The sequence below is a fragment of the Salipaludibacillus daqingensis genome (assembly GCF_029891575.1).
GTDB classification, from domain to species: domain Bacteria; phylum Bacillota; class Bacilli; order Bacillales; family Salisediminibacteriaceae; genus Salipaludibacillus; species Salipaludibacillus daqingensis.
On sequence record NZ_JARZHF010000007.1, the window covers coordinates 17420 to 44393 of the forward strand.

Genomic DNA, 26974 nt, shown 5'->3' on the forward strand with positions numbered 1-26974 from the left:
TTCGAAAAATGCTAGGTAATGATGGGTAAAAGATGTTCGACACGATTAGATCTGCACAGAACTGAAATTTTGTGCTTTTCTAATAAATCATGAAGGAGGGAATTATTATGATGAGAGAGTCGTTAGGAATGGTAGAAACAAAAGGGTTGATTGGAGCAATTGAAGCAGCAGATGCGATGCTTAAATCAGCGAATGTCGAATTAGTAGGTTATCAACAAATTGGATCTGGGTTAGTTACTGTCATGGTTCGTGGAGATGTTGGGGCTGTTAAAGCTGCAACGGATGCAGGTGCTGCGGCAGGTGCAAAGGTCGGAGAAGTAGTCGCGGTTCACGTAATTCCAAGACCTCATACAGATGTGGAAGCAATATTACCTAAACAATTATAGTGTAAGAAAACTTAATGGAGGTGTACGAAAATGAAGGATGAGTTAATGGAGCAAATCATGGAAGAAGTTATGAAAAAGGTAGATTCCTCATCACCGAAAGAACCTACTAGTAAACCTAACACAATGAAAGCGTCTGGATTAACGGAGTTTGTTGGAACCGCTATTGGCGATACAATCGGTTTAATTATTGCCAATGTGGACGCTTCTGTCCACGAAGCCATGAATTTAGATAAAAAATTCCGCTCTATTGGAATTCTTGGTGCTCGTGTTGGAGCTGGTCCTCACATTATGGCAGCCGATGAGGCTGTAAAAGCAACCAATACGGAAATTTTAACGATTGAACTTCCTCGAGATACAAAAGGTGGAGCAGGCCATGGAAGTTTAATTATCTTCGGTGCAGAAGATGTAGCCGATGCTAGAAGAGCGGTGGAAGTTGCGTTAAAGGAATTAGATAAGACATTTGGAGACGTTTATGCCAATGACGCAGGCCACATAGAGTTGCAATATACCGCAAGAGCAAGTTATGCGTGTGAAAAAGCATTTAATGCGCCACTTGGTAAATCATTCGGGTTAGTTGTAGGTGCACCAGCAGCTATTGGTGTCGTGTTAGCAGATACTATTGTGAAAGCTGCAAACGTGGATGTCATAAGCTATAGCTCACCAGCAAATGGGACAAGTTTTTCAAATGAGGTTATCTTAACATTTAGTGGTGATTCAGGAGCTGTACGCCAAGCTTTGATTGCTGCAAGAGAAGTTGGAATCACCCTTTTAGGTAGCCTTGGAAGTGAACCGAAATCCGTCACGGTACCTTACATTTAATGAACTATCAGATAAAGGAGGGAAAAAGATGAAATCGAAACGATTTAAAGTATTAGCAGAACGACCAGTAAATAAAGACGGATTCGTAAAAGAATGGCCAGAAGTTGGTCTGATTGCGATGGATAGCCCTAACGATCCAAAACCAAGTATAAAAATTGAGAATGGTCTCGTTGTGGAATTAGATGGTAAAAGACGAGATGATTTTGATTTTAATGATCGTTTTATCGCGGATTACGGAATTAACCTAGAAAAATCCGAAGAAGTAATGGCGATTGATTCATTGGAATTCGCAAAAATGCTCGTTGATATCCACGTACCAAGAGAAACGATCATTCCTTTATCAACGGCAATGACACCAGCAAAAATTTGTGAAGTAGTAAGTAAGATGGGTGTCGTAGAATTAATGATGGCAGTAATGAAAATGAGGGCTAGAAAAACGCCATCAAATCAATGCCACGTTACGAACGTCAAAGATAATCCTGTCCAAATAGCAGCTGACTCAGCGGAAGCTGGTTTAAGAGGATTCGATGAACATGAAACAACCGTTGGGATTGGGCGTTACGCTCCATTTAATGCGCTTGCGCTTCTGGTTGGTTCGCAAGTTGGACGTGGCGGCATTTTAACGCAATGTGCGGTAGAAGAAGCAACGGAACTTGTATTAGGTATGAAAGGCTTAACAAGTTATGCTGAAACGGTTTCTGTCTATGGGACAGAAAAAGTATTTGTGGATGGCGATGACACACCTTGGTCTAAAGGATTTTTAGCTTCTGCGTACGCATCTAGAGGATTAAAAATGCGTTTTACATCAGGAACGGGTTCTGAAGTACAAATGGGATATGCGGAAGGAAAATCGATGCTTTACTTAGAGGCACGTTGTGTCTTTATCACAAAAGGTGCTGGAGTCCAAGGACTTCAAAATGGGTCAATCAGTTGTATAGGTATTCCTGGATCTGTTCCTTCGGGTATTCGAGCAGTTCTAGCAGAAAACCTTATTACAACGATGTTAGATATGGAAGTTGCTTCAGGAAACGACCAAACGTTCTCCCATTCAGATATAAGAAGAACGGCACGAACACTAATGCAAATGTTACCTGGAACAGACTTCATCTTCTCCGGGTATAGTGCTACGCCTAACTATGACAATATGTTTGCTGGATCTAATTTCGATGCAGATGATTACGATGATTACAATATTTTGCAACGAGACTTGAAAGTTGACGGTGGCTTAAGACCTGTAACAGAAGAAGAAGTTGTTAGTATCAGAAACAAAGGTGCAAAAGCGATCCAAGCAGTCTTTGAAGAATTAGGGCTTACTCCAATAAGGGATGAAGAAGTAGAGGCAGCAACGTATGCTCACGGTAGTAAAGACATGCCAGATCGGAACGTTGTTGAAGATTTACGAGCAGTGGAAGATATGATGAACCGTGGAATCACTGGAATAGATGTTGTAAAGGCACTAAGTAAACGAGGATTTAATGATGTGGCACAAAATGTCTTAAATATGCTTAAACAACGTGTCTCTGGTGATTATCTTCATACATCAGCGATTCTTGATAAAGATTTTTATGTCATTAGTGCTGTGAATGATATTAATGATTACAGTGGTCCTGGAACTGGTTATCAGATGAGTGAAGAAAGATGGAACGAAATAAAAGATATTCCAGGTGCGATTAGCCCTGAAGATTTCAAGTAAATAAGGAAAGGGGTGGAATTAATGGAAATTAACAAAGAATTAATTCGAGAAGTCATTGAAGAAGTATTGAAGAACTATCAAACAAATGATGGTTCAACACAAACACTTACAAAGACTTCAGTAGCTACAAATAAACTTAAACTTATTGAAAAAGGAGAAGCACATAAAGGAACAAGAAAAGATGAAGTGGTCATTTCAATTGCTCCAGCATTTGGTATTCATCAAACGAAAACAATTGAAAACATTCCACATGATGAAGTTTTACGTGAACTCATTGCTGGTATCGAAGAAGAGGGTCTAAGCCCTAGAATTGTTCGAGTTTTGCGAACTTCAGATGTGGCTTTCATGGCTCACGACGGTGCAAAACTTAGTGGTTCTGGTATTGGTATTGGGATTCAATCGAAGGGAACAACGGTCATTCATCAAAAGGATTTGCTTCCTCTTGCCAATTTAGAATTGTTCCCACAAGCTCCATTACTTGATTTAGAAACGTATCGTTCAATTGGTAAAAATGCTGCGAAATATGCGAAAGGAGAATCTCCTAATCCCGTTCCTACTAGGAATGATCAAATGGCTAGACCTAAATATCAAGCCAAGGCAGCTCTTCTTCACATTAAAGAAACAGAAAGTGTAGTTTTGAATGCGAAACCGATCGAATTAGAAGTCAAATTTCAATAAACCGGAGGTGAAGGCTATGAAACAAGATCAAATAGAACAGATTATTAAAGAGGTTATGGTTTCACTTGGAAGTTCCGATGGTACGGATTACAAAAAGTCGACGTTTAAAAATAGCAAATCGACCAATGGTCAAAAGGTTACCCAGAAAGACTATCCTCTATCGACAAATAGACCAGAACTTCTAAAAGGACAAACTGGAAAGATGATGGACGATATCACATTGGAACGTGTATTAAATGGTGATATTAAACCAGATGATGTCCGAATTTCTCCAGAAACATTAGAGTTGCAAGCTCAAATTGCTGATTCTGTTGGTCGAAAACCATTCGCTAATAATTTACGAAGAGCAGCTGAATTAATTAGTGTACCAGATGATAGAATTTTAGAAATTTACAATGCTTTAAGACCAAAACGTTCTTCAAAACAAGATTTACTGAATATTGCAGCTGAATTAGAAAATAAATTCGGAGCAAACATCAGTGCGGAATTTGTTAGGGAAGCAGCAGAAGTTTATGAAAAAAGAGAGCAGTTAAAAACTGATTAGCTTATTGAACGTATGAGCTGGAGGTAATGCTATGCAGTTAATTGCAGGAGTAGATATTGGTAATGCAACAACAGAAGTAGCTTTAGCTCAAGTGTCAGATAATAATCAGTTACGTTTTTTAGCAAGTGGTATTGTCGGCACTACAGGAGTAAAGGGAACAGAGCAAAATATTCATGGTGTTTTAGCGTCTTTAAAACTAGCTTTAAAAAATAATAATCTTAAAATAGAAGACTTGGATCTCGTGAGGATTAATGAAGCGGCACCTGTTATCGGTGATGTGGCAATGGAGACAATCACAGAAACGATCATTACCGAGTCTACAATGATCGGTCACAATCCTGCAACCCCGGGAGGATTAGGGTTAGGGGTTGGAATAACTATAAATATAAAAGACATGTCCAACTCCAATATTGATGAAAATATCATTGTCGTTATCGGGAAAGAAATAGATTTTGCTGATGCTGCAAGATTAATCAATGATGCAACCGAAAAAGGCATCAAAATTCAAGGGGCTATCGCACAAAAAGATGATGGTGTGCTCATTTACAATCGACTTAGTAAAAAAATTCCGATTATTGATGAAGTAAGTTTAATAGAAAAAGTCCCGATTGGAATGCGATCAGCAATTGAAGTGGCGCAAGCAGGTGGAACGATTGATGAATTGGCTAACCCGTATGGAATTGCAACTGTTTTTGAATTATCTAGTGAAGAGACGAAAATGATCGTACCAGTTGCGAGAGCTTTAATCGGAAATCGATCTGCGGTAGTTATTAAAACTCCGAAAGGGGACGTAAAGGCAAGAAGCATTCCTGCTGGGAAAATACATTTTGTTGGAGAACGTCGTCAAGAAACGGTGGAAGTAGACGATGGTGCAGAGAAAATTATGGAAATATTAAACGCTGTAAAACCAATTAAAGATGTGAAAGGAGAACCAGGTACAAATGCAGGTGGAATGCTTGAAAGAGTAAGACAAGTGATGTCTGACTTAACGAGACAGAACCCTAATGAAATTAAAATTCAGGATTTGTTAGCCGTTGATACATTTGTCCCCCAAAAGGTCAAAGGAGGCATGGCAGAAGAGTTTTCAATGGAAAATGCTGTTGGAATTGCCGCAATGGTGAAAGCGGATAAACTTCAAATGCAACGGATCGCAGAAAAACTACATTCTGAACTTTCTATTGAGGTAGAAGTTGGAGGAGTAGAAGCTGATATGGCCATTCGCGGAGCGCTTACGACTCCAGGAACGAGTGTCCCGTTAGCAATTCTTGATATGGGAGCTGGATCAACAGACGCTTCTGTTATGGTGAAAGATGGGACAACAACATCAATTCACTTAGCTGGAGCAGGAAATATGGTGACATTAATCATTAATTCTGAACTTGGATTAGATGATTTAGATTTAGCGGAAGATATCAAAAAGTATCCGTTAGCAAAAGTAGAAAGTTTGTTTCATATTCGTCATGAAGATGGCACCGTACAATTTTTTGATAAACCGTTATCGCCAGATGTGTTCTCAAGAGTGGTTATATTGAAAGAAGGAGAAATGCTAGCAGTTCCTGGTCAACAGTCTGTGGAGAAAATTAAAATTGTCCGAAAAGATGCGAAAAAAAGAGTGTTTGTGACAAATGCGATCAGGGCACTTTCCATGGTCTGTCCAACAGGAAACATTAGAGATATTGAGTTTGTTGTATTAGTAGGTGGATCAGCGCTTGATTTTGAAATCCCTCAATTAGTAACGAGTGAATTATCTCAATATGGAGTAGTTGCTGGGAGAGGGAATATTCGAGGTTTGGAAGGACCAAGAAATGCTGTCGCAACAGGGTTGATTTTAGGTCACAGCAAAAGGGGGCAGTGATCGTGTCACATGATAATAATGAACCTGCCCACTTACCTTCGATTCACATTTGTTATTGCGGAAATGAGGAGAAGGCTGTTGATGTTTCACAAGTTTTGTTTGGAATTGAAGAAGAAGGGCTTCCGTACTTTCTAGTTGAAAAAGAAGAGGAATCTGCGATTGAGTTAGGGTTTATAGCTGCTAATAGTTCTCCATTAGGTGTTGGCATTGGTATAGGAAGAAACGGGGACATGATTCTGCATTATTCTAAACTAGAACCTAAAATACCTCTTTATAAAATTAATCAGAATAACGAAACATGGAAGCAACGAGCTTTGGGAGCAAATGCAGCAAGGCTTGTTAAAGGGATTCCATTTAAAAGTATGGATAAGTCCGAACTTAAAAATGTCGTTTCCCATGAAGGACTTAAGGATGATGAGCTTACAGATAAAGACATCGCCTTCATTGTCAAAGAAGTGATTAAACGGATGAAATTATCTTGATGGAGAGGAGGGATTTCCATCCATGAAGGCTTTAGGATTGATTGAAACAGTTGGTATGACTGCAGCATTAGAAGCAGCTGACGCCGCCGTGAAATCAGCTAATGTAAGAATTATAGGTTATGAAAGAGCCAAAGGTGGTGGGTTAATAACAGTAAAATTTGATGGGGATGTTGGAGCGGTGCAATCTGCTTTACAAGCAGCAGAAATCGCTGCAAGTAAAATAAATACTGTCTTTAGTAAACATATGATTTCCCGTCCAAATGAAGAAATAAAAAGCATGATTTTTCCTAAAAATGAACCGATAGCGGTATCAGATGATCGAACACCAAAAGCTAGTGAAGGAAAAGAACCAGAGATTGCAGGAGATGATGAAAAAGACACAACTTCCGATGCAGATGAAGAGGGTGTATCGGAAGAAAACGATTCAAAATCGTTGGAATCGAATGAAAAGAAAGAAGTACAAGGCTATGAAGAGGAAAGCATACTAAATATGAAAGCAGAATGCAATCTATGTGGAGATCCAAAATGCCCGAGGAATAAGGGAGAATTGAGATCTATGTGTCTACATTATCAGGAAATTGGAGGAGAGAACAATGGGTGAAGCCTTAGGAATGATTGAAGTAAAAGGATTAATTGGTGCGATTGAAGCGGCCGACGCGATGACAAAATCAGCAAATGTTTCATTAATAGGATATGAAAAAATTGGTTCGGCTCTTGTTACTGTGATGGTAAAAGGAGATGTCGGTGCAGTGAAAGCAGCTACAGAAGCCGGTGCCGCTGCAGCAGAAAGAGTTGGAGAAGTTATCGCTGTCCATGTCATTGCTCGACCTCATAAAGATGTAGAAAAATTACTCCCTAAAAGCATGGAATGAAAGAGTGAACATCGATGGGAGCTGGTAAACCAATGGCTTATGACAATGACTTACGAGACAAAATTGTCCAAGACGTGTTGCATCTGTTAAGGGATAGGGGGGAGGAACCTTTCATTCCTATCGGTGTATCAAATAGGCACATTCATTTAAGTAGAGACCATTTGGAGACGTTATTTGGCAAAGGGTATCAGTTGACGAAGTGGAAAGATTTAAAACAACCAGGTCAATTTGCAGCTAATGAGACTGTGACGTTAATTGGGGATAAAGGAATTATTTCAAATGTGAGGATATTAGGTCCATTAAGAAAGGAATCACAAGTAGAAGTATCTCTGACAGATAGTTACCGACTAGGAATGGATATCCCTATTCGGGAGTCAGGAAAAACGGAAGGAACACCTGGTATTGTTTTGAAAGGACCAAAAGGTATCGTTGTTATGACACAAGGTGTCATTGTTGCGTTGAGACATATTCACATGCCACCTGCATTTGCTGAAAAGCATGGCATTAAAAATAAGTCTTTTGTTTCTGTTGAATTTTCTGGAAAGAGACGGCTTGTTTTCGATCATGTATTAATCAGAGTATCAGATCAGTTTGTTTTGGAAATGCATTTAGATACTGATGAAGCAAATAGTGCGGCGATTCAAACAAATGATACAGGAAAAATAGTGAAAGGTTAAATGCCTATGTCGATTAACCTGAACAACGTCAATAATTATATACAAGCGTTTGCTAAATCAATAGATCATGACCAGGTCGGACATTATGTTGGTCCCCTTAAGATTGGAGTAGATTTAGGTACCGCTAATATCGTGATTTCCGTATTAGAACAATCAGGAAGACCAATTGTTGGTGCTTTAACTCCTGCATCTGTTGTAAAAGATGGTCTTGTTGTCGACTATGTCGAAGCTGTAAAAATCGTAAAAAAATTAAAGCTTAAATTAGAAAATATTCTAGGGGTGTCTCTTACCCAAGCCGCGACAGCGATTCCCCCTGGGACGAGTAAAGGAAATTCAAAGGCGATCGCAAACGTGATTGAATCAGCGAATATGGATGTCACAAATATAGTAGATGAACCTACAGCAGCTGCATCCGTTTTAGGATTAAAGGACGGTGCAGTTGTGGATGTTGGTGGAGGAACAACAGGAATAAGTATATTAAAAGATGGTGAAGTGATTTATTCAGCAGATGAACCTACTGGTGGGACACACATGAGTTTAGTTTTAGCTGGACATTATAAAATATCGTTTGAGGAAGCAGAAATAGTAAAGAAAGATGTACTAAAGCAAGAGGAAGTATATCCTATTCTCAAACCCGTCGTAGAAAAAATGGCTTCGATAATTAAACGGCATGTCAGGGGATTTGATATACAGAAAATTTATGTTGTAGGTGGGGCTTCATGTTTCGATGAATTTCAAACGACGTTCCAAACAGAAGTTGGAATTGAAACAGTGAAACCAGCATATCCACTGCTAATCACTCCGTTAGGGATTGCTTTGAATAGCAAAACTGAGGTGATAATGAAATGAATAATGATCAATTCATAAAAAGTATTGTCGAAGAAGTGCTCCTTAAGCTAGAGGAGCGAATGAAAATAGCAGTGGTCGTTTTTACTGGAGGAGCATTAGGATTCTATGAATCCATCACTCAATTAAAAAAACTGCAAGAAGAAGGCTGGGAGCTTCGAGTTTTACTCTCGATTAGTGCCGAATATGCTCTCAAACCAGAAATGATCAAAGAAGAGTTACATTTAGATAATATTTACCTAGAAAGAACAAACGATGGATTGCGTAATATCTATTTTGGCAGTCAAATGATTATCGTTCCAACGTTAACATTAAATACTGCCGTTAAACTATCTCTTGGAGTTGCCGATACTCCTATTTCGAACCTATTATCTTATGGGATTATATCAGGGACTCCTATGATCGCTTGCAGAGATGCATGTGACTTGCAGCACCCTTTAAGAAATGATATTCAACTTGAGAAAGTTCCGCCTGCATATTTGAATCGAATGGCACAACATTTATGTAATCTTGAATCTTACGGGATCCATTTGATCGATTCACCTCAAATTTATGAAGAAGTAAAAAAACGAACATTTAGTTTAAAAAAAGATGTTGAACCACCTCTCAAACAGCGAGTCCAATTTAGAAAGCGGATTTTAACGAGAGGGGATGTTATAGAAGCCTGTGATAATCGATCAGTGCTTGTTCTTAATCAACAAACTATTATCACTCCTCTTGCGAAAGAAACAGCTCGTGATTTCGCGGTGGAAATCATTATTGACTAACGATAGAGGGTGAGAGTATGTATATCGGAAAAATTGTTGGTTTCGTTGTTGCAACGAGAAAAGATGAAAATTTAGAAGGGAAAAAACTTCTTATTGTTCAACGAATTAATGTGAGGGAAGAAGAGGAAGGAAGGACGGAAGTAGCCGTTGATGCGATGGGAGCAGGAACTGGTGAAATTGTATTAGTCTCTAATGGAAGTGCCGCAAAGAGTGCATTTACCGATGGAGATTCTACGATTGATGCAGCGATTGTTGGTATTATAGATAGTTTAGAAGTCTAGAAATCGAGGAAGTGACCAACTTATGTCCATATACACGAAAAAAGGAGATAAAGGGGAAACAGGTCTTTTAGGAGGAAGTCGGATATCAAAAGCTAGTTTAAGAGTTTCCTGTTATGGGACTCTGGATGAGGCAAATGCCGCCATCGGTGTAGCCTATTCGTTAATCAAAGACACTTATCTGAAGGAAATCTTACGCTCCATCCAAAAACATTTATTTGTACTAGGTGCTGAACTAGCTAGCGATGAAAAATCAATACATGAATTGAAAGAAAAAGTAGAAAAACAGGATATTGATCGACTAGAAGAAATTATTGACCAAATCGAAAAGAAACTAGGGCCGATAACTGAGTTTATCATTCCAGGAAATACAACGGCATCTGCTCAACTGCATTTTTCTCGATCCGTGATTCGAAGGGCAGAGCGTCACATTGTAGACTTGAATAAAGAGTCAATAGTCCGACCTGAACTGATCAAATATGTTAATCGCTTGTCAGATACATTATTTATGATCGCCCGTGCGGAAAGTCATCTGGACTTTGTCGGAAAAATTAAAGAGAAAGTCATGGAGAAAATGACAGCATCTAAACAACCGTTTCATGCCTTAACGTTAGATTTTTCTATTAAAATGGCGATAGCAGCTGAACAAAAAGCACATGAAATAGGTGTCCCAATCGTTTTTTCCGTTGTAGACGGCGGAGGGAATCTTGTTTTATTACATCGGATGCAAGGGGCTTTATTAGGGAGTTTAGATATTTCTCAAAACAAAGCCTATACTTCCGTAGCATTAAAAATGACAACGGATAAAGTAGCGTCACTTATTCAACCAGGGGCAGAATTATACGGCTTACAAGGAACAAATAAAAATAGGATCGTACCATTTGGCGGGGGTTTCCCGCTCAAACTTGGTGATGAAGTTGTTGGGGGAATTGGAGTAAGTGGTGGATCGGTAGAAGAAGATATGATGATTGCACAAGAAGCATTACATGTTTTTAATCAAAGAGGTGATCTAAGTTGACAGAAGAAACTCAAAAGCTAGAAGAGATCATTAGACTAGTTTTGTCAGAAATGACAATAGATTTCCCCAATAATAAACCTAGTTGTGGCATCTACTCCTCGATGGAAGAAGCAATAAATGCAGCTTACGAAGCACAACAAAAACTTGTAACTTTTTCGATGGAGCAGAGGGGAATATTTATCGAAGCGATTCGTAATGAAGTACGAAACAATGTTGAACTTCTATCAAAAATGGCTGTAGAAGAAACGGGTATGGGACGTTATGAAGATAAAATACAAAAAAACCTTGTTGTTGTTAATAAAACACCAGGACTTGAAGATCTAAAATCATTAGCCTTTTCTGGTGATGACGGATTAACGGTTGTGGAATTATCTCCCTACGGTGTTATAGGAGCTATTACACCTACGACAAATCCTTCTGAAACGATCGTTTGTAATGCAATTGGAATGATTTCAGCAGGGAACAGTGTCGTATTTAGTCCACATCCCAGTTCGAAACGAACATCTTTAAAGACAATTGAGCTTATTAATAATGCAATTATAAAAGCCGGTGGACCTGCCAACGTGACGACATCAGTAGAAAAACCTACAATTGCGGAAGCGGAATTGATGATGTCTCATAAGAAGATTCGTATGATTGTTGCTACAGGTGGTCTTGGAGTAGTAAAAGCGGCTTTATCTACTGGTAAAAAGGCAATAGGTGCAGGAGCGGGAAATCCACCTGCCGTGGTAGATGAGACAGCGGACATTGAAAAAGCGGCAAAAGACATTATTGATGGGTGCAGCTTTGACAATAATCTCCCATGTATTTCTGAAAAAGAAGTAATTGTTGTTGATCAAGTGACCGATTACTTATTGTTTTCTATGAACAAGCATGGTGCTTATGAACTGTCAGAAAAGGAAGATATTCAAAAATTAATGGACTTAGTGATGGAAAATGGTCAACCTAAAAAGCAATTTATTGGGAAAAATGCTGATTATATTTTAAAACAATTAGGCATTGATTGTGATGCAAGTGTACGCGCCATTACGATGGAAGTCGAAGGAGATCATCCTTTTGTCGTAAAGGAATTGATGATGCCTGTTTTACCAGTTGTTCGTGTTAATGATGTGGACGAAGCCATTGATTTAGCAGTTAAAGTGGAACATGGATTTAGACATACAGCGATTATGCACTCAAAGAATGTTGATAATTTAACAAAATTCGCAAAAAAAATTCAAACAACAGTGTTAGTTAAAAATGGTCCATCTTATGCAGGTATTGGTGTTAAAGGAGAAGGGTATTGCACATTTACAATCGCTGGCCCTACAGGTGAAGGACTTACATCTACGAAAGATTTTGCGAGAAGTAGGAGATGTGTACTTGTAGATGGTCTTTCCATCAGATAATGTCACTCCTACTTGGTTTCCAATTAATAAAAAAAATTTTACTTACCAATGATTTGTTTCTGTTTTTACTGGAGGTGTGATATGACAAAATTTTTCCTAGGGCCAGAAATAATCTATGGAACGGATTCTCTGAATTATTTACAACGTATCCGAAATCAAGCGGCGTTGATCGTAACGGATGAAGTCATTATAAAGGTTGGTTTAGTAGATCGAATCATATCCATATTTAATGAGAATAACGTTCGTTACGAGATTTTTTCTGAAGTTGAGCCAGACCCATCTTTAGAAACGGTAAAAAAAGGTTTGGCTTATTATATGAAAGATAAACCCGATGTTTTATTGACGATTGGTGGTGGATCTGCCATCGATGTGGCAAAGGCCATTTTATTTTTTTATCTTCAATTACAAAAACAATTTGTACCAAGTAAAGGAATAATTAAGCCTTTGTTTATTGCCATTCCAACGACTAGTGGTAGTGGTTCTGAAGTGACGTCTTACGCAGTCATTACGGATAAAGAAAATGAGTTAAAAATACCGTTAAGTAATGATGAAATGATTCCTAATATAGCAATATTGGATGAAGCACTCACTACATCGTTGCCCCCATCGATTACAGCTGATACAGGGATGGATGTGCTAACCCATGCGATTGAAGCGTATGTTTCAAAAAACGCTTCGGAATTCACCGATATGTATGCATTAAAAGCAATCAAACTTGTCTTTCATCATTTAATAACAGCATTTGAGCATGGAGAAAATGCAACAGCTAGAAAAAAGATGCACATTGCCTCTTGTATGGCTGGCATTTCTTTCACCAATGCAGGTCTTGGAATTAATCATAGCTTAGCTCATGCTGTCGGTAATCACTTTCATTTGTCTCATGGAAGAGTGAATGCGGTTCTCCTTCCATATGTTATTCAATTTAACGGAGGTATTTATGATAACTGGGTATTAAGTTCACCAGTAATTGAAAAATACGCTGAAATTTTAAAAGAACTTGGATCATCAGCACTTTATGCAAAAGAAGGCGTCCTTCAGTTAGCAAACAAAGTGAAAGAATTAAATGTTCGACTAAATTTGCCTACGAGTTTTAAAGAGTTGGGAATAGTGGAAGATGCTTTCGAACAAAGTATTGATGATATGGCAAGTTCTGCTTTAGAGGATTTATGTACATCAGGTAATCCAAAACAAGTAACCAAAAATGATTTAGTTGAATTATTGCGTGTTGTTTATCATGGCGGGTAGTTCAAGTTATTTACCATATGTGCTTTGGTTAAAAAAATGGCTAGTTTGTATACTACTGAAGTTTAATTAACCTTGTATACAGGCTAGCTTGCTTATAAAGAAGAAATCAGATTAAAAAAGTAACCTAACTCTAGTGATTTGTACCGTAAACCTCACAGGATAGGTTTTTTTCCTGAAGATTTTTAAAAACTTTTTGTTATTGTCGAAAAGATAAACGATGAAAGGAATAGTATGTCGATTCACCGAACGTTTATCCCCTGACAACCTCTGTCATCTATTTCATTACTCTAAAGATGGATGATTATTTTCTGAGAATTCATGTTTTTAAAATGAATTTTGAAGGGAAGGAAATTAGTACATAACAACTAATTGAGGAGTGTAGATGATGATGTCAGAGGTTAACTACATCTTGCCAAAGCTTAAAGAAGACGAGAAGCAATATGAATGGAATGACTCGGTGTTACTTGGTGGAGAGATGACACAATTAAAAGATGGAAGACCTATAAAGGTACAAGTGTGGGCAGAGTCCGGATATACGTTTGTCACCTATTATTTATCTGTTCTATATTTAGAAAAGTACTCTAAACCTGCACTTATTACATATGTGAAGAATCAAGGTATAGAAGTGGATGAAAATATCGAGCGAAATGCATCTATTCATCTCTATAAAGATATAAATAACGAGGATTGTTGGAAGATTACCTTCAATGTTGGAGAATCTAATAATTAAGCTAAAACAGCATGAAGTTATACCGCATGTAGATGACTCTCATCTACATGCGTTTTTTTGTTCTACAATACAAATTGCTGGAAAATGATGTTAACATTAATGTAGGTGATATTTAAACATATTATGATGGGAAAACGGAGGATTATCATGGTTACTATTTATGTCACTCGTCATGGTGAGACGGAATGGAATAGAGAAAACCGGTTGCAAGGGTGGAAAGATTCCCCGCTTACAACCAAAGGAGTAGAAAATGCCGTTAAGTTAGGAAAAAGATTACAGACAACGGACATCAACGCTATTTATACAAGCCCAAGTGAAAGGGCACTTCATACGGCTGAACATATTAGTAGAGGAAGAGACATTCCAATCAATAAAAATAGTAGTTTGAAAGAAATATATTTTGGTGATTGGGAAGGGAAAAACAAAGATGAGATTACTAGAAATTCCAGTGTAGAATTTTCTAATTTTTGGCGTGCACCTCATCTGTATAATCACGAACTACATAATGGAGAAGGATTAACTGATTTTAAACATCGAGTGAGAAAAGTTATCCAAGAACTAATCAATAATCATAATCATGAACGTATTCTAGTTGTCACACATGCTGTTGTTATAAGAGCTATCATGTCTTATATGATGGAAATACCAACTGAAAAAATGTGGGACCCTCCATTTATTCATGGCACAAGCCTATCTGTTTTTCAGTGGGATGGAGAAACATTTCATGTTCAGAGTTTAGGAGATACATCTCATTTTTAAACAATGAAAGGAAAGATAGTGATGGAAATGAAACCTTGGGAATTATACGGAAAAGTGGATGAAACAATGGACCCAGTTAAAACAAACATGGTAGCTACCGGTTGGGGGTTTCTCGTTATCGCTGTTTTTGCTATTCCTTATATCATTATTTGGGGAGTTGAGAACCTTGCATTAACGAGTCTACTGAATGCCGTTATTGTAGCGATTTTTCTTATCCTTATTCATGAACTTCTTCATATAGTTGGATATGTAAATGTAGGAGGAGCAAAGATGAACGAGGTAAAACTAGGGGTTTTATGGAAGGCCCTCGCTCCTTATGCTCATTGCAAAGTACCATTAAAGATAACTCATTATCGTATTGCCATCTTACTGCCAATTGTTTTAGGAGTTGTTCCAATAACACTAGCATACTTAAATGGGAATGGATTCCTTGCAATCATCGGCATTCTTATGATGACAGCATCTGTCGGAGATTTGATGGTCATTCATGTGTTACGAAAATATAAAAAAGATGCTTATGTACAAGATCATCCATCTAAAATAGGATGCGTCGTATATGTACCCAAGGAATGACATTTCTTCGTCTCGAAGATATTTTTTAACATTAACAAAAAGCGTTATCATCTTTGTGGGATAAACTGGAATAATAGTAAAATTGAAACTATTTTCTGGATGATCCGTATCATTGTTAGTGGCTTTTGTTCTACTGAACAGAAAGGGAAAAGTGATATCTTGAAAAATGCATTGTATATTGGTCTAGGGATCGTTGCTTTAATAGGAATCGTATCGTTAGTTATGCAAGACCCTAACATCATGTTGACTTTATCTGGATTAGTAACTGTCATTTGTTTAATACTTGCAGGTGTGTTTTCAGGGGCAACGGGTAGTGGTGATCAAAATAGAGCAAATTTTCATACAGAAACTAAAAAGCAACGACATGAGAGAACGGGAATGGCTATGATCTTTGTACTGATTGGTTTGCCAAATCTTTTTACGGCTATTCTAGCGTATGTTTATATAACTTAACGATAAGAACAAAACAACAGTTCATTGAACTGTTGTTTTGTTCTTTAAGCTGTATTGCGACAGACATTGATTTCCTGCAACAACTATAAAGGACCCTTTTTTGTCCAGATCTCCTTCATTTTCAGATAGACGAACATCTATCCCCTGACACCCTTTGTCATTTACCTCCCTAAACTATAAATAAGAGGAAATTTGAAAATAACGGTTAAATAAGGAGGAGTGACATTGTTTAGAAAAATAGTAATAAATCGAACAGCTTGTAATGATGAATCTTCTATATATCAAGTAGCGGCTTTTTCTGAAGGTAAAGTATTTTGGCATGGAGAAGAATGTGTATCTAAACTTGGTAAACATCAATGGAAGTTGTCAGAGGATAACGTTCAAAAATTAGCAAATGTCATAAATGACGTTGATTTTCATCATTTGGAATATCTGTCAACAGCTATAACTATAGACGATCGTCCTTCTTTTAACTTACTAGTTGAGTTCACAGATGGTTCTGTTAAAAGAATGAATCATGATGTTGGTAATGAATTTGAAGATGAAAGATTGATGAAATTGGAAGAAAATCTAGATCGACTGATTGGGATAGACAAGTTGAAGAGTAATACACACGAAAGTTCAGATGATAATCCAATTATTCAACAAATTTCGACGATAAAATCACAGGGATAATGATATAGTGCTAATGTAACAATTATAACCCAGTTTTGAAGCAATGGAATTTATAAATATATTGAAGAAAACTGACGAAGGAGTGTTGGTGAACCAATGAAATCCTTAATAGAATCTTTGCATCACACGTGTCAAAAAAATGTGTTTGATGAAAAAATACTAGTTGTCGATTCATACGCTATTGGTGAACAAATCTTATTTCAACTTATGAAACAAGGACATCAAGCGATTAACTTGAAAATAAAAACGGTTCGCGATTTAGCTATGGAAACGTCAGAAACACATAATGACTATATTAATCGTGCAATTGGGTCACACTTATTGTACTCTTTGTTAAAAAAGCTAAAATCTGATGATAAACTAGCATATTTTCATGAACTTGAAGTGACACCAGCGCTGAGTCAAGGAGTTTATGACATTATTCAAGAGTTACGACTGGCAGGCTATAAGAGTGAGTTATTAAGCGAAAAATCGTTCGTCTCCATAAAAAAAGGGGAAGACATCATTCTAGTTTTACGAGAGTATGAACAAATGTTACAACATCATCAATTAAAAGATGATTTCATGCTTTTTCACGAAGCAATAGAAAAAGGTAAACAATCAAAAGCAATATTTTTATTGCAAAATAACCTTCAGTTAACTGATTTACAAGAACAATTTCTCGAAACCTTTTTACCCACCATTGTTATACACTTGCCTTTGGCACCCGTTTTTGGAATGAAGCAACCTTATCAGTCAAATGATGGGGAATCAACTCCACTAAGCTATCTATACGATCCTGAAAACGTAAATGTAAAAGGTCATGAGGTTAAGATGAGCTTGTTTACGACGAAAACGGAAGAACATGAATTAAAGGAAGTCATAGGACAAATAGCTCGTCATCCATTCCGTTTCGATGATTGCGTTTTACTTTATAGCCAACGCAATCCATATATAACAGCAATGTATCATCTAGCAGAAGTACAACAAGTTCCCGTGACGTTTAGTAAAGGTATTCCAATATGTTTCACTCGCCCTGGAAAACTCGTTAAGGCTTTTCTAAATTGGATGAAAGAATCATATAGTGTGCGTTCCTTTGTTATTTTATTACAAGAAGGACTTCTCGATTCAGGAGAAGAAGGACCATCGAAAATGCGTTGGACCGCATTGCTTCGAAGTACAAGAATAGGCTGGGGAGAAACTCGTTATGCATCACAATTACAAGCAGAAATAGAAAAAGTAGAAGAGAAATTAAAAACAGTCGAAGAAGAAGAGAAACGTGTTTATTTAGAAGTATTACATAAAGATCTATCATGGTTATTCACATGGTATCGAACCATTTTTGAATCTCTACCTAAGATTCGTTCACAAAAAGATTTGGAGTATGAAGCACTACTAAGAGGATTGAAACACATAGTAAAGGAGCACAGTAAAGTAAACGGTGCCTATGATCAAGCAGCAAAAGAAAGTTTACTCGATAAAATAGACACGATTATTCCGTATGCAAATGAAAAAGTAACGATAGAAGAAGGTATGTACAAAATCGAGGAACTTGTATTGAGCATATCAGTAGGTGCTTCGTTGCCAAAACCAGGACATCTTCACATGGCTAACTACGAAGAAGGGGTTTATGTCAGTAGAGAAAACGTATTTATTGTTGGGTTAGACAACCAGCGCTTTCCTGGGGACAGTAAAGAAAACCCGTTGCTTCTAGATGTAGAGCGACAAAGGCTAGGGAAAAGAATTCCGTTATTGTCGGAAAAATCAAAGGACAAACGGTATCGTATGCTTCAAGTGTTGGCATCTTCCTCTGGTCATGTCACGTTGAGCTACTGTCAGTTTGATGTAAATGAAAATCGACTGGTAAGCCCGTCTCACTTGTTTTTGCAATGTTATCGATTTCAAAGCGGAGAAAAAGAAGCCGATTTTGATAGGTTAAAACAAGCGCTTCCGGTCAAGGATACATCTCTTACTAGTCAAAAAGATTGGTGGTCAACCAAGCTAACAACCACTTCCGAGATCACGATCGAACCTATTCTGTTGGATGAGTTTCCCCATATTGTCATGGGACTTCAGGCAGAGAAAACGAGGGAAACTAGTTCTTTCACTGTCTATGACGGTAAAATTGAAAGTGATACGTCGATGCATGATCCTAGAAAAAATAAAGAGAAAACAATATCGGCCGGCAAACTAGAGACACTTGCTACGTGTCCTTACAAATTCTATTTACAAGAAATATTGAAAATAAAACCAGTTGAAGAAGTGGAATATGATCATAACCAATGGTTAGATCCGGCAACAAGAGGAAGTTTACTTCACGAAATATTTGAAACATTTTATGTGGAATTGCAAATTCGTTCGGAAAAACCTTCGATGGACGTTCATCATCAATTTATTCAACAAATCGCGAGAAACAGCTTAGAAAAAATAAAAACACACGTCCCACCTCCGAATAATAAAGTAGAGTTTCAAGAAACAGAAGAAATAATTGAGTCTTGTGAAACCTTCTTAAAAATAGAGGAAGAAAATAGTATCCATGGCGATCCGAAGTACTTTGAATATACATTTGGTGTCAATGGAGAAGAAGCGGCAACGATTACTCTTCCATCTGGTTCTTTTCGTGTTGCTGGAAAAATTGATCGTGTGGATCAGTTATACGATAATACGTACCATATTATCGACTATAAAACAGGGAGTACTTGGGGATATGATAAAAACAGCTCATTTAAAGGCGGACGTCAACTTCAGCATCTTCTTTATACGTTAGCCATTGAGAACCATCTTGCATTAGGAGAAGGAGCAGTTCAGAAAAGTACGTACTTATTTCCAACGAAAAAAGGGTTAGGACAATCATTTGAGCGTGTTCAAGAGGAGACGTTGCGAACAAACGGGCGGGATATTTTAGATAAGTTGCTGTCCGTCATTGAACATGGACACTTTGCAATGACAGATGATAGCAATGACTGTAAGTTTTGTGATTATAAATCGGTATGTCGCAGGTCCACTTACGATAATGATCACATCGATTTAAAGCATCAAGACAAGACTTCCATCGGTGTTCGTAGCTTTAAGGGGGTAAGGGCTTATGACTAGAGGCGTGATGGATCAGCGGGACCGAAACAAAATAACGGATATTTTGGATCGCAACTTTCTCGTGGAAGCAGGAGCAGGATCTGGAAAAACAACGAGTTTAGTTGACCGCATGGTAAATTTAATTTACATAGATAGCTGTAACGTGGAAAATATCGTCGCTATTACTTTTACGAGAAAAGCGGCAGATGAACTGAAAACGAGATTTCAAAATAAATTAGAGAAAACGTGGAAAAAGGAAGACAATGCAGAAGTAAAACAAAGACTAGAACTGGCCATTCAAAACATGGAACGCTGTTTTCTAGGAACGGTTCATGCTTTCTGTGCTCGTCTATTAAGAGAGCGACCTGTGGAGGCTAACTTAGATATTACTTTTAAGGAACTAGAAGAAGAGGAAGACACTCTTGTGGCAGAAGAAGCTTGGTATACGTACCTAACAGCGCTTCAAGAAGAGAATGTATCCGTTTTAGAGAAGATTCGACATATCGGATTAGAAGAACATACGTTATTGGATCGTTTCCAATCTTTGAAAAATTATCCTGATGTAGAATGGGTCATGGAACATCAAAAAAAACCTGAGATGACAAGTTATGATGCATTTATCGCATTGTTAAAAGAAGCAAGTCGTTCGATCCCTGAACATATCGAAAAAGGACCTGACAACTTACAAAAAGCAATTCAAGAAGCGTTGCGAAAAGATACCTATTTAAAACGAAATAATAAGATGATGTTGGATATTTTTGACCTGTTTGATAAAAAAACAGCTTTCAATATTACGCAAAATAGATGGATTTCAAAAGAGGATAGCAAAGACTATAAAGAGAAAATTAAGATGTTTTTCGACGATCGTATTGCTCCATTTTTACAAGCATGGCGGGAGTACATTCATCCGATCATCATTGAATTTTTACAAGGTGCTTTACAGGTTTATGAGAGTATAAAAAAACAGCGTTCTCTCATGAATTTCCAAGACCTTTTAATCAACACAAGTCATCTATTAAAAGAAAACCCTGAAGTTCGAAAATATTTTCAACAAAAATATCAATGCTTGTTAGTGGATGAATTTCAAGATACGGATCCGATTCAAGCGGAGATGATGTTTTATTTAACAGGAGAGGATGTAACCGAGAAAGATTGGAGAAAGTGTATGCCGCTTCCAGGATCTTTGTTTGTTGTTGGAGATCCAAAGCAAGCGATTTATCGATTTAGAAGGGCAGATATAGACATTTACAATAAAGTGAAGGAGTTAATTAAGGAGCATGGTGGCGATGTATTGCAGCTGACGATGAACTTCCGAACTGTTGATACGGTTACTACTCGGTTAAATGAAATTTTTGTAGAACATCTTCCGGAACAAGAGTCGAAATATCAAGCAGCTTATCGCTCATTAAACGCCTATCATGAAGAGAAATCAGACAAACCGATAGGAATTAAACAACTTTCCATCCCTTCAGAATTTACGAAAAACCAACAAAACATTTTAGAAAAAGATGCAGAAAATATTTGTTTGTCGATTCAATCCTTTATGGAAGAAGGCCATGAACCACGAGAATGTATGATTATAACAAGATATAATGCTGGCATTGACGTTTATGCAAACGTACTTGAAGAAGCGGGGATACCCGTTAGTGTTAGTGGAGAAATGGAAATGGGGCGAACGCAAGCATTTAACGAACTCGTTCTATTGCTTCAAGTATTTGTCGATCCGACAGATTCTTTAGCAACTGTTGCGGCCCTTCGTAGCATTTATTTTGGGATAGCTGATGAACAGCTTTATCAATGGAAAAAAGCTGGTGGGAATTTTTCGATCTATAGTAAAACCCCTGGCCCATGGGATGATACGAATACTCACCCTGTTCAACATGCACTTTCAAAACTTCGAATGTTTAATAAATGGACAGTAATGTATTCGCCAGTGGTTACCATTGAAAAAATTTTAGAAGATATAGGGTTTTATCCTTTAATGTTGTCGCAAGGTTACGGGAAAAGAGAATATACACAGTTTTTGCAGCTTATCGAAGCGTTAAGGAAACAAGAGGATACTGGTAGAACATTATATAACGATGCGATACAGTGCATTAAAACAACGATGGAGTCGAAATCGAAAGTTGTGAATCTAGATGAAGATAGGAATGCTGTGCGAATCTTAAATATTCATAAAGCGAAAGGATTAGAAGCTCCTATTGTATTTTTAGCGAATCCTGGTAAAAAAACAAATAGCATTGATTATATTTCTTCTCATATTAAGCGGGAGGGACAAGCTTCAAAAGGTTATTTTAAATTCTCTAAAAAAGTAGGATACGCTTCTAAAACGATTGCTCAACCGAAAGAGTGGGAAAGTTTCAAAGAGGAAGAAGGAGCTTATTTGCTTCAAGAAGAAATTCGGATTATCTATGTTGCTGCTACAAGAGCAGAGAAAGGTTTAGTTATTAGTTGCTGCGATGGAAAAGATTCGAAAAATCCATGGCGAATGCTTCTAGACGGATTAGGAAAATTGGACGAAGCAAAGACGGAAGCAAATGAGCTTGAGAAAGAAACGACTTTAGAAACGATTACAAAATCACAATTGCATTCGGAAACAGCTCATCTTTCGGAATGGATGGACGAGAGTGCTACGACCTCTTTTGCAAAAATGAGTCCTACAGATGAAAAACCAGAAATATATACCTTGGGAATTGAGCGAGAAAAAGGTGGTGGTAAAGGTTGGGGATCAGCTATTCATGAGCTTTTCGAGAGGTATGTAAAAGGGGAACTTACTAGAGATAGGATTATTCAAAGTTTACGAAAACACGAATTATCCATTGATAGAGAAGAAGAAGTAAAAGACTTACTGGTCAACTTTGAACAGACATATTTATGGTTGGAATTACAAAAAGCAGATCAGCTTCTGACGGAAGTGCCGTTTTCTTTAGCCGTTCGTAAAGGTGATTCTTTGTATGATCTTGTCAAGCATCATAACATGGAGACCGTATACGTTTCAGGTATCATTGACCTCATTTACAAACATGAAGGAAAATGGAAGATCATCGATTTTAAAACAGATCGTCCGAAGGATATGAACGTTCTTCCTGAACTGACGAGATACTACAAAGGACAAATAGACATTTATACGCGAGTATGGGAGCATATGACTGGAGAAAAGGTGGATACTTCTCAACTTTATTATGTCACGCCTAATAAAGTCGTTACAGTTGAGGAATGAAGAGATAACATAAAAGATTTAAATGCCTAGGTATTTAAATTAGTAAGTAGGCATTATCGACAATTGTAATTAAATTGACAACAACAGCAAAGCTAGTTAAAATATAAAATAACGATTTAGAGGTGAATAGTATAGTAGGGAAGTGGTCACGATGTGATTCCTTCCAGAGATGAGAATAGCTGAGGAGAGTGAAAAAAATGAATGATGTAGAATTGAAACAAGGATATTTTGGTGAGTTTGGGGGTAGTTTTGTCCCTCCTGAATTAAAAGAAGTGCTAGATATGTTAGCAGAACAGTTCGAAAAATACAAAAATGATCCAGAGTTTATGGAAGAATTTAAATTTTATTTAAAAGAGTTTGTTGGAAGAGAAAATCCTCTTTCCTTTGCCCGAAACTTAACAGAAGAGTATGGTGGCGCTAAAATCTATTTAAAGCGAGAAGATTTAAACCATACGGGTGCTCACAAAATTAATAATGTTATAGGACAAATATTATTAGCCAAACGTATGGGGGCGAAAAGAATTATTGCGGAAACAGGTGCTGGTCAGCATGGTGTGGCAACGGCTACTGCTTGTTCGATGTTTGGCATGGATTGCACCATTTATATGGGGAAACTGGACACAGAAAGACAAGCGTTGAATGTATTCAGAATGGAATTATTAGGTGCAAAGATTGTCTCTGTAGATAAAGGACAAGGTAGATTAAAAGATGCTGTTGATGAGGCACTAGGTGATTTAGTTCAAAACTACGAAAATACGTTTTATTTACTTGGATCAGCCGTTGGTCCACATCCATTCCCGACGATGGTGAAACACTTTCAGTCAGTCATAAGTGAGGAATCTAAACGACAAATTTTAGAAAAAGAAGGGAAACTTCCAGATGCTGTGATTGCTGTCACTGGTGGTGGAAGCAATGCCATTGGAGCTTTTGCACATTATATCGATGAACCTTCTGTTCGATTAATTGGAGTCGAACCTGATAAAGCAGCGACCTTAACGCACGGGGTACCAGGAGTTATTCACGGTTTCAAATGTCTAGTTCTTCTTGATGAAGATGGAAATCCTCAACCTACGTATTCGATTGCTGCAGGCTTGGATTATCCAGGTATCGGGCCAGAACATAGTTACTTGAAAACGAGTGGCCGTGCGGAATATCATGCCGTTAATAAAGAAGAAGTCTTAGAGGCATTTCAACTTTTAGCTAAAAAAGAAGGAATTATTCCAGCATTGGAAAGTGCGCATGCGGTAGCTTATGCGAAAAAATTAGCTCCTCAGCTTTCGAAAGATCAAATCATCATTATCAATATTTCCGGACGTGGCGATAAAGATGTCCAACAAGCTTTTGATATGATTAAGAAATAAACGTACCGCACAATCACTTCGGAAAACTGATGAAGGTGATTGTGCGTTTTCTTATTTATTTTTATAGAAAAACAGCGTTGCAGCATAGGTATCTTTTAAGTTATTTATCTTTTTTAGCTTGTTTCAATGGCTTTACTGCAGGTCCTTCTAATATTTCTCCTGTATAGGAGAAGCGTGACCCGTGACATGGACAATCCCAAGATCTTTCTGCATCATTCCAAGAGGTATCGCAGCCCATATGGGGGCAAGTTGTCTCGACTAGGTGTAATTCTCCTTTAGAGTCTTTATAAGCACCTACTTTATTTCCATTGTAATGGACGATCGCTCCTTCATCTATTGAAAGTTGGTCCACATCCTTATTTGGACGATGAAGTTTCCCTCCTATAAACTCTTTTCCGACATCCATATTCTCTTTTAAAAAAGTTGCAGCATTTGTTTTCTTTTTTTCTGATCTCCTTGGATCAAACAAGTCAGAATATCGATTTTTCTTTCCCATCAATCTATCACTCAAAATCATAGCAGCTGCAACCCCATTACTCATTCCCCACTTTCCATAACCTGTAGCTACAAGTACATTGTCTTTTCCAGAGGAAATGGGACCAATGTAAGGTATATTATCAAGTGTTTTTAAATCTTGAGCAGACCAACGAAATGGAATGGCTTCCACTCCGAAATTTTCTTCTGTGTATTGTTTTAACCGTTCATAATGCTCAGTAGTTTTCCCGTAGTTCTTTCCAGATTTATGCCCTTCACCACCAACAAGGAGGAGTGATTCCCCAGTTTCAGATTTAGCGTAACGTAATGATCTGCTGGGATGATCAATGCTAAGGTACATGTCTCTTGGAGGATTTTTTCTTGTTTTAACGGCAAGGCAGTAAGATCTCTCCACATGAAGTCTTGAAAAATATAAACCGTCTTGATCGTTGAACGGAAAATGAGAACTAACAAGGACATAATTACTTTTAATCGTATGTCCCGCTGTTGTTTTAACGGAAGGGATATTCTTATCTTTTACATGAGATGCTCTTGTATGTTCAAAGATCCTTCCGCCATTTTTTAATATTGTAGGAATAAGCCCTGCGAAAAATTTTACAGGGTTGAATTGTAATTGGTCTCGCATCATTAAAGCTTTTACAACTCTAAAAGGTAAATCAGATCCAAGATTGACAATTCCCCCGTCGATCCCCAATGTTTTATAGGCTTTTTCTTCATCAATCAGTTTTGTTATATTTTTTTCGTTTGTCGTATATAATAGGGCATTTTCTGATGAAAGATCACATTCTATGTTTTGTTCTTTAACTGTTTTTCTAATAAAAGTTAGCGCTTCTTCATTAGCTTCATAGTATAATTTTGCGTTATTTTTTCCGAAATCATGGAGTAAATCTTGATAAATTGGTCCATGTTGTGAAGTTACTTTTGCAGTTGTATATCCAGTTGTCCCATCTAATATTTTTCCAGCTTCAATTAATGTGACTTTGATTCCTTGTTTTGCTAGAAGATAAGCGGAAGTTATTCCAGTTGTACCGGCACCAATTATGGTTACATCAGTGGAGATATGATCTTGTAAAATGGGAAATGAGTGGCGTTTATCGTTTTCATGCCATAATGATTTAGAATTCATTGGAATTTCCATAAGTTAAATCCTCCTTAAAGAATATAAAAGGACATGTACCCTTCATAGGTAGTTATAAACTTCTCCCCATTATGAAAAAGGATCGATGTAAAGCGTTTTTACTTAATTACTCTGTTTATTTCATACAATTAATGGGAACTTGTCTATATAACGATAACATGTCATTTCAAATATAACTGGGAGGTACCTTATGCATACGCAACAACAGTCTCGTCTATTAACACAAAAAGATATCAAAGATTCCGAATCCCTTCCGGATTGGTTTAATAAAGAGTACGATACGTTTCGACAAATCGTCACGAGAAAAGATTTCCCTTGCTACTTTGGTCAGAAGGGGGAGAACAAAGGGGAATTAAGGTATTCCTATATCACTCATCAAGACTGGTCGACACTTCCAGCCACACTTAGCGAGTTTTTAGGCTTATTTGACGCCCCTAAACTTACTAGACATGGTTTGTTTTTATTTGTTGAACCAGAGAAAGAAGAGAAAAGTATACAATATTATCGCGATTATTTTTGGGAGATTTTGCAATACCTTCATCATGAAGATCAATCATCATGGCCGAGTGACCAGCCGAAGGATCCTGAACATTATTTATGGGATTTTCATTTTCAAAAAGAACCAATTTTTGCTTTTGGAAATGCCCCTGCCTATAAGCAGCGAAAAACAAGAGACCTTGGAAATAGTCTCGTAATTGGTTTTCAACCTAGACGGATATTTCAAGGGTTAGAAGGAACAGAACCTGGCGGGGTGATGTCGAGAGAGAAAGTGAGAGAGCGTGTTGAAGTTTGGGATAATCTACCTACACATCCGGACATTAGTCACTACGGTGATCCGACCCATAATGAATGGAAGCAATTTTTTATTGGGGATGATGCAGAACCAATCGAGGGGAAATGCCCATTCCATGTGAAAAAATAAAGTCTTTAACAACTATTTATATAGAATTCCCTTTACGAACATGTATAAA

The 26974-nt window shown here is 37.5% G+C and carries 26 protein-coding genes; 25 read left to right on the top strand and 1 reads right to left on the bottom strand.

The annotated features are described in order from the left end of the window. The first annotated feature begins 110 nt into the window (after nucleotides 1-110). From pduA to trpB, 24 genes are all read left to right on the top strand, one after another. Nucleotides 111-386 carry a propanediol utilization microcompartment protein PduA gene (gene pduA / locus QDN89_RS13955; RefSeq protein ID WP_280771035.1) on the top strand — a complete coding sequence of 92 codons (276 nt, stop codon included), beginning with the start codon at nucleotides 111-113 and terminating at the stop codon, nucleotides 384-386. 30 nt (nucleotides 387-416) lie between these two features. Beyond that, nucleotides 417-1205, top strand: a complete 789-nt coding sequence (gene pduB, locus QDN89_RS13960) for a propanediol utilization microcompartment protein PduB (protein WP_280770770.1) — start codon at nucleotides 417-419, stop codon at nucleotides 1203-1205. A gap of 28 nt (nucleotides 1206-1233) precedes the next feature. After that, nucleotides 1234-2898 (top strand): propanediol/glycerol family dehydratase large subunit, encoded by a 1665-nt coding sequence (locus tag QDN89_RS13965; RefSeq protein ID WP_280770771.1) that lies wholly within the window; start codon nucleotides 1234-1236, stop codon nucleotides 2896-2898. 21 nt (nucleotides 2899-2919) lie between these two features. Beyond that, on the top strand, nucleotides 2920-3576 hold the full coding sequence (locus QDN89_RS13970; RefSeq protein ID WP_280770772.1) for a propanediol/glycerol family dehydratase medium subunit: 657 nt from the start codon (nucleotides 2920-2922) through the stop codon (nucleotides 3574-3576). 16 nt (nucleotides 3577-3592) lie between these two features. Beyond that, entirely contained in the window at nucleotides 3593-4120 is a 528-nt protein-coding gene (locus QDN89_RS13975) for a diol dehydratase small subunit (protein WP_280770773.1), read from the top strand. A 31-nt stretch (nucleotides 4121-4151) separates the two neighbouring features. After that, complete coding sequence (locus QDN89_RS13980) at nucleotides 4152-5975, top strand: diol dehydratase reactivase subunit alpha (protein WP_280770774.1); 1824 nt, start codon at nucleotides 4152-4154, stop codon at nucleotides 5973-5975. 2 nt (nucleotides 5976-5977) lie between these two features. Next, nucleotides 5978-6457 (top strand): glycerol dehydratase reactivase beta/small subunit family protein, encoded by a 480-nt coding sequence (locus tag QDN89_RS13985; protein WP_280770775.1) that lies wholly within the window; start codon nucleotides 5978-5980, stop codon nucleotides 6455-6457. A gap of 22 nt (nucleotides 6458-6479) precedes the next feature. After that, nucleotides 6480-7058, top strand: coding sequence for a BMC domain-containing protein (locus QDN89_RS13990; RefSeq protein ID WP_280770776.1), 579 nt, complete (start codon nucleotides 6480-6482; stop codon nucleotides 7056-7058). Beyond that, nucleotides 7051-7329 (top strand): BMC domain-containing protein, encoded by a 279-nt coding sequence (locus QDN89_RS13995; RefSeq protein WP_280770777.1) that lies wholly within the window; start codon nucleotides 7051-7053, stop codon nucleotides 7327-7329. Before QDN89_RS13990 ends, QDN89_RS13995 begins: the two co-directional genes overlap by 8 nt. Before the next feature lie 14 nt (nucleotides 7330-7343). Continuing rightward, entirely contained in the window at nucleotides 7344-8006 is a 663-nt protein-coding gene (locus QDN89_RS14000) for a phosphate propanoyltransferase (protein ID WP_280770778.1), read from the top strand. Between the two features lie 6 nt (nucleotides 8007-8012). Further along, nucleotides 8013-8855, top strand: coding sequence for an ethanolamine utilization protein EutJ (eutJ, locus tag QDN89_RS14005; protein WP_280770779.1), 843 nt, complete (start codon nucleotides 8013-8015; stop codon nucleotides 8853-8855). After that, nucleotides 8852-9619, top strand: a complete 768-nt coding sequence (locus QDN89_RS14010) for a flavoprotein (RefSeq protein WP_280770780.1) — start codon at nucleotides 8852-8854, stop codon at nucleotides 9617-9619. Before eutJ ends, QDN89_RS14010 begins: the two co-directional genes overlap by 4 nt. A 17-nt stretch (nucleotides 9620-9636) precedes the next feature. Next, nucleotides 9637-9900, top strand: coding sequence for a EutN/CcmL family microcompartment protein (locus QDN89_RS14015; RefSeq protein ID WP_280770781.1), 264 nt, complete (start codon nucleotides 9637-9639; stop codon nucleotides 9898-9900). A gap of 22 nt (nucleotides 9901-9922) precedes the next feature. Next, nucleotides 9923-10915: a cob(I)yrinic acid a,c-diamide adenosyltransferase gene (locus QDN89_RS14020; RefSeq protein WP_280770782.1), complete on the top strand. Its 993-nt coding sequence runs from the start codon at nucleotides 9923-9925 to the stop codon at nucleotides 10913-10915. Beyond that, the gene (locus QDN89_RS14025) at nucleotides 10912-12303 is read left to right on the top strand and encodes an aldehyde dehydrogenase family protein (RefSeq protein ID WP_280770783.1); all 1392 of its coding nucleotides are present in this window, start codon (nucleotides 10912-10914) and stop codon (nucleotides 12301-12303) included. The genes QDN89_RS14020 and QDN89_RS14025 overlap by 4 nt, the downstream gene beginning before the upstream one ends. Before the next feature lie 81 nt (nucleotides 12304-12384). Then, nucleotides 12385-13548, top strand: a complete 1164-nt coding sequence (locus tag QDN89_RS14030; RefSeq protein ID WP_280770784.1) for a 1-propanol dehydrogenase PduQ — start codon at nucleotides 12385-12387, stop codon at nucleotides 13546-13548. 385 nt (nucleotides 13549-13933) lie between these two features. Then, on the top strand, nucleotides 13934-14278 hold the full coding sequence (locus QDN89_RS14035) for a hypothetical protein (protein ID WP_280770785.1): 345 nt from the start codon (nucleotides 13934-13936) through the stop codon (nucleotides 14276-14278). 147 nt (nucleotides 14279-14425) lie between these two features. Next, the gene (locus QDN89_RS14040; protein WP_280770786.1) at nucleotides 14426-15037 is read left to right on the top strand and encodes a histidine phosphatase family protein; all 612 of its coding nucleotides are present in this window, start codon (nucleotides 14426-14428) and stop codon (nucleotides 15035-15037) included. Nucleotides 15038-15058: 21 nt separating this feature from the next. Next, on the top strand, nucleotides 15059-15610 hold the full coding sequence (locus tag QDN89_RS14045; protein WP_280770787.1) for a DUF3267 domain-containing protein: 552 nt from the start codon (nucleotides 15059-15061) through the stop codon (nucleotides 15608-15610). A 159-nt stretch (nucleotides 15611-15769) separates the two neighbouring features. Then, the gene (locus QDN89_RS14050) at nucleotides 15770-16063 is read left to right on the top strand and encodes a DUF5316 domain-containing protein (RefSeq protein ID WP_280770788.1); all 294 of its coding nucleotides are present in this window, start codon (nucleotides 15770-15772) and stop codon (nucleotides 16061-16063) included. Between the two features lie 225 nt (nucleotides 16064-16288). Continuing rightward, nucleotides 16289-16738, top strand: coding sequence for a DUF6438 domain-containing protein (locus tag QDN89_RS14055; RefSeq protein ID WP_280770789.1), 450 nt, complete (start codon nucleotides 16289-16291; stop codon nucleotides 16736-16738). 96 nt (nucleotides 16739-16834) lie between these two features. Continuing rightward, on the top strand, nucleotides 16835-19810 hold the full coding sequence (locus tag QDN89_RS14060; protein ID WP_280770790.1) for a PD-(D/E)XK nuclease family protein: 2976 nt from the start codon (nucleotides 16835-16837) through the stop codon (nucleotides 19808-19810). Continuing rightward, nucleotides 19803-23009: a UvrD-helicase domain-containing protein gene (locus tag QDN89_RS14065; RefSeq protein ID WP_280770791.1), complete on the top strand. Its 3207-nt coding sequence runs from the start codon at nucleotides 19803-19805 to the stop codon at nucleotides 23007-23009. Before QDN89_RS14060 ends, QDN89_RS14065 begins: the two co-directional genes overlap by 8 nt. Before the next feature lie 197 nt (nucleotides 23010-23206). Then, complete coding sequence (gene trpB, locus QDN89_RS14070) at nucleotides 23207-24370, top strand: tryptophan synthase subunit beta (protein WP_280770792.1); 1164 nt, start codon at nucleotides 23207-23209, stop codon at nucleotides 24368-24370. 100 nt (nucleotides 24371-24470) lie between these two features. Here the strand turns inward: trpB and QDN89_RS14075 are convergent, their stop codons facing one another. Next, entirely contained in the window at nucleotides 24471-26003 is a 1533-nt protein-coding gene (locus tag QDN89_RS14075) for an FAD-dependent oxidoreductase (RefSeq protein ID WP_280770793.1), read from the bottom strand. 190 nt (nucleotides 26004-26193) lie between these two features. On the opposite strand from QDN89_RS14075, the gene QDN89_RS14080 reads away from it, so the two are divergent. Then, nucleotides 26194-26925 carry a YqcI/YcgG family protein gene (locus QDN89_RS14080; RefSeq protein ID WP_280770794.1) on the top strand — a complete coding sequence of 244 codons (732 nt, stop codon included), beginning with the start codon at nucleotides 26194-26196 and terminating at the stop codon, nucleotides 26923-26925. The last annotated feature ends 49 nt before the right edge of the window (nucleotides 26926-26974 follow it).

Bases quoted from the DNA above. Each gene is read 5' to 3' on its own strand.
- pduA (WP_280771035.1), top strand. From the start codon at position 111: ATGAGAGAGTCGTTAGGAATGGTAGAAACAAAAGGGTTGATTGGAGCA.
- pduB (WP_280770770.1), top strand. From the start codon at position 417: ATGAAGGATGAGTTAATGGAGCAAATCATGGAAGAAGTTATGAAAAAG.
- QDN89_RS13965 (WP_280770771.1), top strand. From the start codon at position 1,234: ATGAAATCGAAACGATTTAAAGTATTAGCAGAACGACCAGTAAATAAA.
- QDN89_RS13970 (WP_280770772.1), top strand. From the start codon at position 2,920: ATGGAAATTAACAAAGAATTAATTCGAGAAGTCATTGAAGAAGTATTG.
- QDN89_RS13975 (WP_280770773.1), top strand. From the start codon at position 3,593: ATGAAACAAGATCAAATAGAACAGATTATTAAAGAGGTTATGGTTTCA.
- QDN89_RS13980 (WP_280770774.1), top strand. From the start codon at position 4,152: ATGCAGTTAATTGCAGGAGTAGATATTGGTAATGCAACAACAGAAGTA.
- QDN89_RS13990 (WP_280770776.1), top strand. From the start codon at position 6,480: ATGAAGGCTTTAGGATTGATTGAAACAGTTGGTATGACTGCAGCATTA.
- QDN89_RS13995 (WP_280770777.1), top strand. From the start codon at position 7,051: ATGGGTGAAGCCTTAGGAATGATTGAAGTAAAAGGATTAATTGGTGCG.
- QDN89_RS14000 (WP_280770778.1), top strand. From the start codon at position 7,344: ATGGGAGCTGGTAAACCAATGGCTTATGACAATGACTTACGAGACAAA.
- eutJ (WP_280770779.1), top strand. From the start codon at position 8,013: ATGTCGATTAACCTGAACAACGTCAATAATTATATACAAGCGTTTGCT.
- QDN89_RS14010 (WP_280770780.1), top strand. From the start codon at position 8,852: ATGAATAATGATCAATTCATAAAAAGTATTGTCGAAGAAGTGCTCCTT.
- QDN89_RS14015 (WP_280770781.1), top strand. From the start codon at position 9,637: ATGTATATCGGAAAAATTGTTGGTTTCGTTGTTGCAACGAGAAAAGAT.
- QDN89_RS14020 (WP_280770782.1), top strand. From the start codon at position 9,923: ATGTCCATATACACGAAAAAAGGAGATAAAGGGGAAACAGGTCTTTTA.
- QDN89_RS14030 (WP_280770784.1), top strand. From the start codon at position 12,385: ATGACAAAATTTTTCCTAGGGCCAGAAATAATCTATGGAACGGATTCT.
- QDN89_RS14035 (WP_280770785.1), top strand. From the start codon at position 13,934: ATGATGTCAGAGGTTAACTACATCTTGCCAAAGCTTAAAGAAGACGAG.
- QDN89_RS14040 (WP_280770786.1), top strand. From the start codon at position 14,426: ATGGTTACTATTTATGTCACTCGTCATGGTGAGACGGAATGGAATAGA.
- QDN89_RS14045 (WP_280770787.1), top strand. From the start codon at position 15,059: ATGGAAATGAAACCTTGGGAATTATACGGAAAAGTGGATGAAACAATG.
- QDN89_RS14060 (WP_280770790.1), top strand. From the start codon at position 16,835: ATGAAATCCTTAATAGAATCTTTGCATCACACGTGTCAAAAAAATGTG.
- QDN89_RS14065 (WP_280770791.1), top strand. From the start codon at position 19,803: ATGACTAGAGGCGTGATGGATCAGCGGGACCGAAACAAAATAACGGAT.
- trpB (WP_280770792.1), top strand. From the start codon at position 23,207: ATGAATGATGTAGAATTGAAACAAGGATATTTTGGTGAGTTTGGGGGT.
- QDN89_RS14075 (WP_280770793.1), bottom strand. From the start codon at position 26,003: ATGGAAATTCCAATGAATTCTAAATCATTATGGCATGAAAACGATAAA.
- QDN89_RS14080 (WP_280770794.1), top strand. From the start codon at position 26,194: ATGCATACGCAACAACAGTCTCGTCTATTAACACAAAAAGATATCAAA.